This is a genomic window from Microseira sp. BLCC-F43 (assembly GCF_041929235.1).
Classification (GTDB): Bacteria; Cyanobacteriota; Cyanobacteriia; order Cyanobacteriales; family Aerosakkonemataceae; genus Microseira.
Genome location: NZ_JBHFNP010000185.1, coordinates 1 through 9690, shown reverse-complemented (window position 1 = coordinate 9690; position 9690 = coordinate 1). Strand labels below are relative to the sequence as shown.

The 9690-nt window shown below is 48.1% G+C and carries 13 protein-coding genes and 1 pseudogene; 12 read left to right on the top strand and 2 right to left on the bottom strand.

Going from position 1 to position 9690, the window contains the following annotated elements; all coding sequences use genetic code 11:
• A pseudogene (locus ACE1CM_RS25925) lies at positions 1 to 212 on the bottom strand (RNA-guided endonuclease TnpB family protein); the annotation flags it as partial.
• Between the two features lie 182 nt (positions 213 to 394).
• On the opposite strand from ACE1CM_RS25925, the gene ACE1CM_RS25920 reads away from it, so the two are divergent.
• The 11 genes from ACE1CM_RS25920 to ACE1CM_RS25870 all read left to right on the top strand — a co-directional run bounded on the left by ACE1CM_RS25920 (position 395) and on the right by ACE1CM_RS25870 (position 8001).
• The gene (locus ACE1CM_RS25920) at positions 395 to 718 is read left to right on the top strand and encodes a hypothetical protein (protein ID WP_374881736.1); all 324 of its coding nucleotides are present in this window, start codon (positions 395 to 397) and stop codon (positions 716 to 718) included.
• Between the two features lie 392 nt (positions 719 to 1110).
• Complete coding sequence (locus ACE1CM_RS25915; protein WP_374881735.1) at positions 1111 to 1497, top strand: hypothetical protein; 387 nt, start codon at positions 1111 to 1113, stop codon at positions 1495 to 1497.
• Complete coding sequence (locus tag ACE1CM_RS25910; RefSeq protein ID WP_374881737.1) at positions 1484 to 1723, top strand: reverse transcriptase domain-containing protein; 240 nt, start codon at positions 1484 to 1486, stop codon at positions 1721 to 1723. The genes ACE1CM_RS25915 and ACE1CM_RS25910 overlap by 14 nt, the downstream gene beginning before the upstream one ends.
• Positions 1724 to 1828: 105 nt before the next feature.
• Positions 1829 to 2272 (top strand): transposase, encoded by a 444-nt coding sequence (locus ACE1CM_RS25905; protein ID WP_374881734.1) that lies wholly within the window; start codon positions 1829 to 1831, stop codon positions 2270 to 2272.
• Positions 2273 to 2325: 53 nt separating this feature from the next.
• Positions 2326 to 2742, top strand: coding sequence for a transposase (locus ACE1CM_RS25900; RefSeq protein WP_374881733.1), 417 nt, complete (start codon positions 2326 to 2328; stop codon positions 2740 to 2742).
• A gap of 56 nt (positions 2743 to 2798) precedes the next feature.
• Positions 2799 to 3158 (top strand): reverse transcriptase domain-containing protein, encoded by a 360-nt coding sequence (locus ACE1CM_RS25895; RefSeq protein ID WP_374881732.1) that lies wholly within the window; start codon positions 2799 to 2801, stop codon positions 3156 to 3158.
• 17 nt (positions 3159 to 3175) lie between these two features.
• The gene (locus ACE1CM_RS25890; RefSeq protein WP_374881731.1) at positions 3176 to 3463 is read left to right on the top strand and encodes a group II intron maturase-specific domain-containing protein; all 288 of its coding nucleotides are present in this window, start codon (positions 3176 to 3178) and stop codon (positions 3461 to 3463) included.
• Positions 3464 to 3474: 11 nt separating this feature from the next.
• The gene (locus tag ACE1CM_RS25885) at positions 3475 to 3798 is read left to right on the top strand and encodes an HNH endonuclease (RefSeq protein WP_374881730.1); all 324 of its coding nucleotides are present in this window, start codon (positions 3475 to 3477) and stop codon (positions 3796 to 3798) included.
• Between the two features lie 81 nt (positions 3799 to 3879).
• Positions 3880 to 4998 carry a group II intron reverse transcriptase gene (locus ACE1CM_RS25880; protein WP_374881729.1) on the top strand — a complete coding sequence of 373 codons (1119 nt, stop codon included), beginning with the start codon at positions 3880 to 3882 and terminating at the stop codon, positions 4996 to 4998.
• Positions 4999 to 5048: 50 nt separating this feature from the next.
• The gene (locus tag ACE1CM_RS25875) at positions 5049 to 5999 is read left to right on the top strand and encodes an RNA methyltransferase (RefSeq protein ID WP_374881728.1); all 951 of its coding nucleotides are present in this window, start codon (positions 5049 to 5051) and stop codon (positions 5997 to 5999) included.
• A gap of 298 nt (positions 6000 to 6297) precedes the next feature.
• The gene (locus tag ACE1CM_RS25870; protein ID WP_374881726.1) at positions 6298 to 8001 is read left to right on the top strand and encodes a serine hydrolase; all 1704 of its coding nucleotides are present in this window, start codon (positions 6298 to 6300) and stop codon (positions 7999 to 8001) included.
• Positions 8002 to 8087: 86 nt separating this feature from the next.
• Here the strand turns inward: ACE1CM_RS25870 and obgE are convergent, their stop codons facing one another.
• The gene (obgE, locus tag ACE1CM_RS25865; RefSeq protein WP_374881724.1) at positions 8088 to 9089 is read right to left on the bottom strand and encodes a GTPase ObgE; all 1002 of its coding nucleotides are present in this window, start codon (positions 9087 to 9089) and stop codon (positions 8088 to 8090) included.
• Positions 9090 to 9448: 359 nt separating this feature from the next.
• Between obgE and ACE1CM_RS25860 the strand changes: the two genes are divergently transcribed.
• Positions 9449 to 9690, top strand: a 242-nt coding sequence (locus tag ACE1CM_RS25860; protein WP_374881722.1) for a hypothetical protein, incomplete at its 3' end; no start/stop codon positions are given.

Here is a 9690-nt window from a genome sequence, read left to right as displayed (position 1 = left end):
GATGTAGTATGCCGAATTGTCTGATTTGCAATAGCAGACATGAGCGAAGTTTCTATCTTGGCTGTGGTCAACTTTCTCCTCTCTGGGAGTGGAATGGTTAGCAGCCAATTAGCCAAACGAGTATTTTCTGAACTCATCTCGTCAAACATTATCGCTTTGGCTTGATTGAGGTCGGAAAACGGTAATTTGATCGTGATAGTTACTTGACTCATGTTATTATTTTAGCACGTTTTACCCAGATAGGTAAAGACGGCGAATAAATAAGCCCTTGTCGCGTTTCATCCACCGGATAAATCAAGCTTGTGTTCATGCTCCCGTGCTATTTTAGGTAAGACTTCCACAGGGTCTAAGAAAATGCGTTGAAGTTACCGTTACTAGAGAAGGCAAGAAGCCTTTGATAGCGCGCTGGGGTGGCTTACAACTCAAACGCAACCTCAAAGCAACCATCCAAGACCTACCTACAACCCGCAATTATCCAAGCCGGAATGAGTTGATAAAACGACTTCTAGCGGATGAGTGTGAAGTCTGCGGCCCGACACAGAACATCGAAGTTCATCACATACGCGCCCTCAAAGACTTAAAGGATGCTAGTAGGAAAGAAAAACCACAATGGAAGCAGATTATGTCGGAGCGAAAGCGGAAAACTTTGATGGTATGCAAAGACTGCCATGATGCAATTCATGCAGGCAGACCAACGAAACGCCGAGTTGCGAAATAGGATACTGGAGAGCCGTGTACCTGGAAACTCGTAAGCACGGTTCGCAGGGGGCTAGTCGGAAAAGGAGCCATACGGAGACCTCGCTGGTCTTTTGATTCGGACTGAACCGCTCTAATTATAGGGGTATAAATTATCGGCTGATATCGGGGACACTGGGTTTGTGTCTTACAGGTGTAAAGAAGGAGCCTAAAGTCAAATGCAATACATACCACTATGTGAACGTAGGAAGCATGATGGTTGGTCTCGAGAGAGACTGGGCTAACTGCGGCTGATGTAACCATCATGTGGCAGAGCCGTCATAGTAGTCCGAACCGGAGAAAGTTCGGTACTCAGGCGTTGGACGGCAGTCATTGCCAGAGGAACGTCAAGGGAAATAGAGAGGACTAAGATGTATGTCCGACATTATCAAAACCCAACGTAGCCTAGCCAGAAAGGTAGAGCATAATCCTCAACATCAATTTGACCATTTGTATCGGCTAATCTGCCGAGAAGATTGGATACACGCAGCCTTAAAATCAGTCCTCGCAAATCAGGGGGCTAAAACGGCGGGAATTGATGGCGTAACCAAAAAGGAACTTACATCCTCATCGGCAAAAGCCTTATTTGTATGCGAGTTACAAGCAGAACTGCGCTCTAAGCAGTTTCGACCAAAACCAGTACGCCGTGTTTATATTCCCAAAGCCAACGGTAAGCGTCGTCCATTGGGTATTGCAACCCTCAAAGACCGAGTGGTACAAATGCTGCTGAAGATGGTACAAGGAACCAATATGGGAAAGTGATTTTCTGAACTGCTCCAACGGTTTTAGACCGGAGCGCAGAACACAGGATTGCATTGCCTTGTTGGACAGTTACATCAACAAACGCAATAAATACTTCTGGGTTATCGAGGGAGATATTAAGGGAGCATTTGGCAATATTCACCACGATATTTTATTAAAGCTTGTGGCGAAAAGAGTCGCCGACCAACGTCTCCTTAAGTTAATTGAACGTTTCTTAAAAGCGTAATTGATGCAATCATCATTGTTTCAAACTACATATATTCTTCCAATAAATAGCAATTTGCTCACCATTATCGGCTAAAATTTATTTAGATTAATTAGATATTTATTGGTGAAATACAGCGGTAAACGCTGTTATGAGGTACAATATAATATCATTATTGTAGCTAAAGCTAATCAAAGCATATTCGAAAAAATAGTAAAGGCACATTTGGCAGAAAAAATGTCAATTAGGAAAGTAGCTGCCTGGTTTGCTGTTAGTAAAAGTTTAGTCCAAAAACTGGTGAAACTTCAACAAACTGAAGGAAATTTACAGGCTAAACAGAGAGGAAAACCGCAATTCAGTCATCTGACAACAGCAGAACCAGAAGTCAAAGCACTGGTAGCAGAGTATCCAGATGCTACTTTGGTAGAATTGTGTGAATTATTTGCACAAAAAACCGGAAATTGGGTGAGTCGGGCGGCCATGTGTCGCTGCTTGCAAAAATTAGGACTCAATCGTAAAAAAAAACTTGGTACAGTAGCCAAGCGGCGACAGAAAGAGTCCAAAAATTAAGAGTAGAGTATTGGGAAAAAATCAAACATATCGAGCCAGAAAACCTCGTATTTTTGGATGAAACTGGCATTATACTGGGTTTTGCCAGAACCTATGCCCGTTCACAGCCGGGGGCAAAAGTAACCGAACTCAAACCCTTTTATCGATCTGCCAAAGTTACAGCTATTGGTGCAATTAGCATTAACAAAGTGTTGGCATTAATGACAATGAATGAGTCAATGGATGGACGGGCATTTGCCGTATTTATTGAGAAGCTTTTATGTCCTCAATTATGGCCAGGAGCGGTAGTAGTGATGGATAATTTACCTGCCCATAAACTCGCATCTATTGAACCAATGATTAATGCTGTCGGTGCTGGCGTTATTTGTTTGTCCCCATACTCTCCTGATTTTAACCCAATTGAAGCAATGGTAGTCACAACTCAAATCATTTTTGCGGAAGTTTGCTCCCACTACCACATCTATGATTGATAGAATCATTACAGTGGCTCTCCATTTAATCAATCCTCAACATTTAAGAAATTGGTTTGCTCGTTGCTGTTACTGTACCTCATAACAGCGGGAACCGCTGTAAGTATGGCAGCCTTGACCGCAAACAAAAAGAGAAACGACGAACACAACGCCTGGGGAACTGTGGTTTAATACGCTATGCCGATGATTGGCTGCTGTACCCCAATGGCGGTAAAGCGGAAGCATTGCGTTTACGTGAAGAGTTTCAGACCTTTCTAAAAGAAGAATTAAAACTGGAACTCAACATGGAGAAAACACGAGTGACCCACGTTAACAATGGGTTTGATTTTCTTGGTTTCCACGTCCGACGCACTTTGCGAGTCATGATAAACCAAAGCTATTGGTTACACCAACAGAAGATGCCAAGAAACGCCTAAAAGCTAAAATCAAGGCGATGACAAATCGGAAACGGTTTAAAGATTCCCCTTTGCTCAAATTTACTGCTTTAAACGCAGTACTAAGAGGTTGGATTGGTTATTACTGTCACAGTAATGCCAAGAAAACGGCTAAAGATTTAGATTTCTGGGTCAATGAACGTTTGTTTCTTTGGTTGCAGAAACGACATCGCATACCACATATCCGGATTATGAAGATGTATAAAAAGCGTCAATTTCATAAAACGGGACAAAGAGATAATTGGGGAATTAGGAACGGGGAAGATTATTTGTACCTGTACGTATGAGTGATAAACCCATGACAAAATATCGGTCACGCTCAATACCGAATCCGTATTTAAAGGGTGAGGAGTTGACAACGTTAACCGCTCCCGAAGTACCAATACCTGATAATGTCTGGCTTGGTAATGCTCAAAATGATGAATGGAGAAAATTGCAGGAGGAGATTAAGGCAGAACGCAAAGCTAAGTGTGCTGTTTGCGGCAGTACTGATGACCTGGATTTGCACCAGATTAAAGCACGTCGAATTGGAGGTACTGATGTCAAAGAGAACTTGCAACTACTCTGTAGACGCTGCCATGGTCAAACGTCCTCATTTGGTGACCACAGTCGGTTGCAATGATGGAAAGCTCTCGTGACGGGAAACTGTCACGCTTCGTTTGGAGAGAGGGATAGAGAAACACGCAAGTCGTGAGGTTTGAAGGTGCGCTCCGTCCCTACTCTATTTTCTCCACTGTTAGCAAATATAGCCCTCCACGGCATGGAAAATCGTATTGCACAAGCATTCCCTGGAAAGACTGGAAGCAACTACTTCTGCTGGCCCAACCTGATACGCTATGCAGACGACTTCGTGATACTACACGAAGACTTAACTGTTGTCCAAAGATGCCAGCAGATAATTACAGAATGGTTAAAAGGCATGGGGTTGGAACTAAAGCCAAGTAAAACCCGATTAGCTCACACTCTTAACAAGTATGAGCTACAAGAACCCGGATTTAACTTCTTAGGGTTCAATATAAGACAATACCCGGTTGGCAAATACCAATCGGGGAAAAGCAGCAACAAAACTCAACTTGGCTTCAAAACCTTCATCAAACCCAGTAAAGAGAAGCTGAAGATACATACAGAAAAGATTAGTAGTATCATCAAGTCTCACAGGACAGCGCCACAAGAGGCACTTATAGACCACTTAAACCCGGCGATCAAAGCTTGGGCAAACTACTACTCCACTGTGGTAAGCAAGGAAACCTATAAGAAAGCGGATATGCTTACTTACCAGCAACTTAGATCCTGGGCAAACTCTCGTCATCCGAACAAAACTCCAGGATGGGTAGCCAACAAATACTGGCAGACCATAGGAAACGATAATTGGAGTTTTTCCTCTAGGAAAAAGGGTAAACTAATGTTCCTGAAAAAGCACTCCGAAACACCTATTGTTAGACAGGTAAAGGTGAAAGGGATTCGCAGCCCTTATGACGGAGATTCAATTTACTGGAGTACAAGAATGGGCAAACATCCTGAAGCTTCAGCTAAGGTGGCAACACTCCTGAAGAAACAGAAACGAAAATGCGCCCACTGCGGACTAATTTTCAGGGATGGAGATTTGATTGAAACCGACCACAAAATCCCCAAGTCACAAGGCGGAAGGGATAACTACGAAAACTGGCAACTCCTCCATCGACATTGCCACGATGTTAAAACAACCAATGATGATAAAACTGGCGGTATGCGTAACAAGCACCAAAACACCGAGTACCCGTGTGCAGAGAAATCCGCAAGCACGGTTCTGAAGACGAGTCGCTCCGGCGACGGAGCGGCTTAGTTTAACAAGCCTACACTTACCACGTAGCGGTAGTTTAGGAGGATGTTCAGATGGATGAAACGGCCTTGGACGAGGTGCGGATAGTGTTAGTGCAACCGATTGGTCCATTAAATGTGGGATCGGTGGCGCGTGGGATGAAAAATATGGGGCTGCGCCATCTGGTTTTGGTGGAGCCTTTATGCGATTATTTAGGGGAACAAGCAAGGCTAATGGCAGTACACGCGCAAGACCTGTTGGAAGCAGCAAGGGTAGTCGCGACTTTGCCGGAAGCGTTGGCGGGGTGTACAAAAGCGATCGCTACCACATCGGTTGAGCGCTCGCGGTCGATTCATCTGGAAAATCCCAGAACCGCTTTACCCTGGTTGCTGCAAGCAGGGCCATCCGCCTTAATTTTCGGTTCGGAAGATCGCGGTTTAAGCAACGACGAACTCAAATACGCCCAGCGATTTGTCCGCATTCCCTCCAGCGATGCCTATCATTCGTTAAATTTGGCTCAAGCTGTCGCTGTTTGCTGTTACGAGCTGTATCAGTCAGCCATCAGCCAAGACGAGGCTTTAGGGGAAAATGCCTCTGGGTCGATGATGAACGAACTTTCTTCGTTATCTTCCCCCCACCCCCCCCTAAAAAAAGGGGAGTCTCTGGAAAAAAATTTAGTTAGTCGGGGGATTGAGGGGGGTGTTCCATTAGAAGCTTTAGAGCAGTACTATGAACATTTAGAAGCCGTGCTGTTAAAAATCGGTTATCTTTATCCCCACACAGCAGCTAGCCGCATGGCAAAATTCCGACTTCTGTTTAATCGCACCCAGTTATCTACTCAAGAGGTGGCAATGCTGCGAGGTATTCTCAGCCAGGTGGAATGGGCGATTTGTAATAGTGCTGCCACTCAAGTAAAATCGGCTCAGTTGGAGGGCAGCTCAACTGCCGTTCAACCAGACACTAGGTTTGAAAGCAAACCATCTCTATCGGGCATCGAGGATTCAGGAGAAGAAACCGATCTGTAGTAGAGTTTGTTGAGATTCAAATATAGAACAACTGTGGTGCGATTCAAGCAGCGATAGCGATAGCTTCACGGGCAGTGGGCGATTAAATTGAGCCCGGGTCACGGGATGAAAAAGATCGGGGAAGTGATGTAGATTATGGGGATGAGCAAGTAATATCCTTCCCACGTTCCCTGTCCTCCCCTATTCCCCCCACCTTACCCACCTTCTCCATTTTTTTGCTCGGGAAAGATGCCGTGACAATTAAATTTTCGCTTCGAGTCCCTTTGTTTCCTTGTATTTGATTTGTGAGGTGTGCTTCGTGGCAAGCTCCGAAAAACACCTGACCCGCCGCCAGCGGCAACGGCAGCACAAACAGCAGCCGGTGTTGGGGCGTCAGGAAGTAGCCAGAACATCAACCGATAGGTTTGGGTCGTCTCTACCGAGAAAAGCAGGCTGGCGCCGGTTGCGCCTGACGCAACGCCAGTGGCAACGCTTTCAGGGACAGTCGCGTTTGAATTGGTTGCGGCGACTGTTCGGTAAATCTGTTAGTTTGTCGCTGCCGGAAAAGAAGCCGCCCGTACGCTCCCGCCGCGCGGATCGTCCGGCGGTTAAATTATCCCCACCTGAAAAACCGCCCTCCCAACCTGCGAGTGGCAGCAAGGTTGAACAAATATCTGCGCCACGTCGCCGTCGGCAGTCTGGGGTTAAACCCTCAAGAGACGTTGACACGCCGCCGCAAAAACTATCTCCGGGTGACACCTCACCTCCCAGACGCCGCCAAAGCCAAATTCGCTCATCGGGTACCAATAAATCCTCCACCGAGTCGCCGGAGCGCTCTACAAGATCCAAACTAACAGCGGTCAGACCGTTGGGCAAACCCAAGCGGGGAGCAAGCTACCCGCTTATTTACGGGACTCGCCTGCTAATATTGGGAATTGGCCTTGGGGTGGTGGTGGGTACGCTGCTGTCAATTGGCAACCCAACCAGCCACACTCGCCCCAGTGCTTCTCCCACAAATCAGTCATCCCAGATTAAGAAAGCGGTGGCATCAGAAAGTTTACCCGATGCTCCCGCAACCAGCGAACTGCAAATATCGTCCCAGCAGGGTGAGGAAATCGCACCCCTGAAAGCGGAAATTACAGCGGCGTTGGAACAGTATCCCCAATTGACGCCGGCAGTATTTATCCTCGATCCGGATACGGATGCCTATTTCGACTGGAATGGGACTTCTGCGATCCCGTCTGCTAGCACGATCAAAATACCGATTTTGGTTGCCTTTTTCCAGGATGTGGATGCGGGCAAAATCCGCCTCGATGAGTTGCTGACAATGAAAGCGAAATTTATTGCCACCGGAAGCGGTAACATGCAGCACAAGTTTCCGGGGTCGAGGTATACAGCCTGGGAAACCGCAACCAAAATGATTACGATTAGCGATAACACCGCAACAAATATGCTAATCGAGCGCTTAGGCGGTGAAGAAGCCCTCAATCAGCGGTTCCTTTCTTGGGGCTTGACGGCAACGGCGATCCGCAACCAACTCCCCGATGTAGAAGGAACAAACACCACCAGCGCTAAGGATTTGGCGACTTTAATCGCTTTTGTTAACCAAGGAGATTTGCTGTCTAAACAGTCGCGCGATCGCTTGCTTTCGATCCTGCGGCGCACCGAAAGAAATCACTTGCTGCCCCGTGGATTGGGCCCTGGTGCTACCATTGCCCACAAAACCGGCTATATTGGCGCCATGCTGGCAGATGCCGGTTTAATCGAGCTACCCAATCGCAAGCGTTATATTGCAGCTGTGATGGTGAAACGCCCCCACAACGACCCCAGGGCTGAAAAACTGATCCGCCAGATCTCTCGCATTGCTTATCAACACTTCTCCCGCAAGCAGACGGCGTCGCCTCCAACTGTGTCTGAACCTACCGCCTCTGCCGATAATTCGATTATTTCTCCCATCGAACAGTTGGGCAATTCCCCGTCTACTGTAGCGCGTCGTCAGCTGCAACTGGGTCGCAATGATTAAGGTGGCGAAAATAGGCGGACGAGAGGAAGATGTTCCCGGTGGGCAATAATTATCCATAAACTTTTAATTATATCACATCTTTCCCTTTATGGCTGATCTTTTTCGAGAAACTGCCAAATTTTTTGTAGCAGGGGTTCGAGTCCGGTACGGGTAACGGCTGAAATGAGGAAAACGGGGGCGTGGCTCTTGGCTTCGAGAAGGAAGGCGATCGCTTCCACATCCATAGTTGGGTCAACCGCATCTATTTTATTGAGTGCCAAAATTTGAGGCCGCTCGGTCAACCCTTTATCGTAAGCGAGCAACTCTTGCTGAATCGTGTGATAATTCGCAATCGGATCAGAGCTGGTAGCATCGATCAAGTGCAGCAGCAGCCGCGTGCGTTCGATATGACGCAAAAAATCGTGTCCTAACCCCACGCCTTGATGCGCCCCCTCAATCAATCCAGGAATATCGGCAAAAACGATCCCGTCGCCGTCGGGTTTACGCACCACGCCCAAATTCGGCACTAAGGTTGTAAAGGGATAATCGGCAATTTTAGGCCGTGCGGCTGAAATTGCGGCAATCAGCGTGGATTTACCGGCATTAGGCAGACCGATAATCCCGACTTCTGCCAAAAGCTTTAATTCCAAACGCAGCAGCCGTTGTTCTCCCGGAAGTCCTGGCAGGGCGTATTCGGGTGCGCGATTGCGATTGCTGAGGAAATGCTGGTTTCCCAAACCCCCTTTGCCTCCTTGCGCCGCGCAGAAAGTCTGACCGGGTTCTGTCAGATCCGCCAGCAATTCGTTCGTTGTAGCGTCGTAGACCATCGTACCGCAGGGAATTTGGATCAAGCGATCGCTCCCGTTTGCCCCGGTGCAATTATTTGGCCCCCCACGTCCACCATCCTCTGCCTTAAACCGGCGATCGTACTTGAAATCCAGCAACGTTTGCAGGTGTTGTGTCGCTATCAAGTACACGGAACCGCCCTTACCGCCGTTTCCACCCGATGGTCCCCCAGCCGGGACATACTTTTCCCGCCGGAAGGCTACGATGCCATCACCGCCCTTCCCTCCTTCTACGTTAATTTCTGCTTGGTCGATAAATTGCATAACTATCAGTCGTTATTTGTCAGTTGTCAGTTATGGGTGAAGGGGATGGGCGGGGATTGATCGCAACAATGTCATCAGTTTAGCTGACACCCGCACCCTGCAGGAAATGCTGTTACCGAGCGGGGAAATTCCGCACCAAATAAAGGTTATGGTGCGGGAGGACTTCCTTTTTGCCACCCGGTAGCCATTGCATCTAATACCTGGGGCTTGATTGAGATTTACTTTTTGACCTGAGAGGCTATTTTATCTCTGATTACCTCAGTCTGTGTTGGGATTATCAACCCGACCCGGTAGTCCATTCCCGCCAGCATTACCTCGGTTTTCGTTAGGATTACCAACCCGACCCGGTGGTCCATTCGGTGAGTTACCGGGGCCATCTGGTAAGCCATTACTTCCTCCGTCGCCTGGGTCAGGCTGCGGTGCCGGTGCCGGTGCCGGAACCGGTGCCGGTGCCGGTTCCGGTTCCGGTGCCGGTGCTGGGGCTGGTGCTGGGGCTGGGGCTGGGGCTGGTGCCGGTGCCGGTGCTGGGGCTGGTGCTGGGGCTGGGGCTGGGGCTGGTGCCGGTGCCGGTGCTGGGGCTGGGGCTGGTGCCGGGGCTGGG

What these genes read in the sequence shown, in the direction of transcription:
- ACE1CM_RS25885 (WP_374881730.1), top strand. Translation starts at nt 3,475, where the DNA reads ATGACAAAATATCGGTCACGCTCAATACCGAATCCGTATTTAAAGGGT.
- ACE1CM_RS25915 (WP_374881735.1), top strand. Translation starts at nt 1,111, where the DNA reads ATGTCCGACATTATCAAAACCCAACGTAGCCTAGCCAGAAAGGTAGAG.
- obgE (WP_374881724.1), bottom strand. Translation starts at nt 9,089, where the DNA reads ATGCAATTTATCGACCAAGCAGAAATTAACGTAGAAGGAGGGAAGGGC.
- ACE1CM_RS25890 (WP_374881731.1), top strand. Translation starts at nt 3,176, where the DNA reads ATGACAAATCGGAAACGGTTTAAAGATTCCCCTTTGCTCAAATTTACT.
- ACE1CM_RS25875 (WP_374881728.1), top strand. Translation starts at nt 5,049, where the DNA reads ATGGATGAAACGGCCTTGGACGAGGTGCGGATAGTGTTAGTGCAACCG.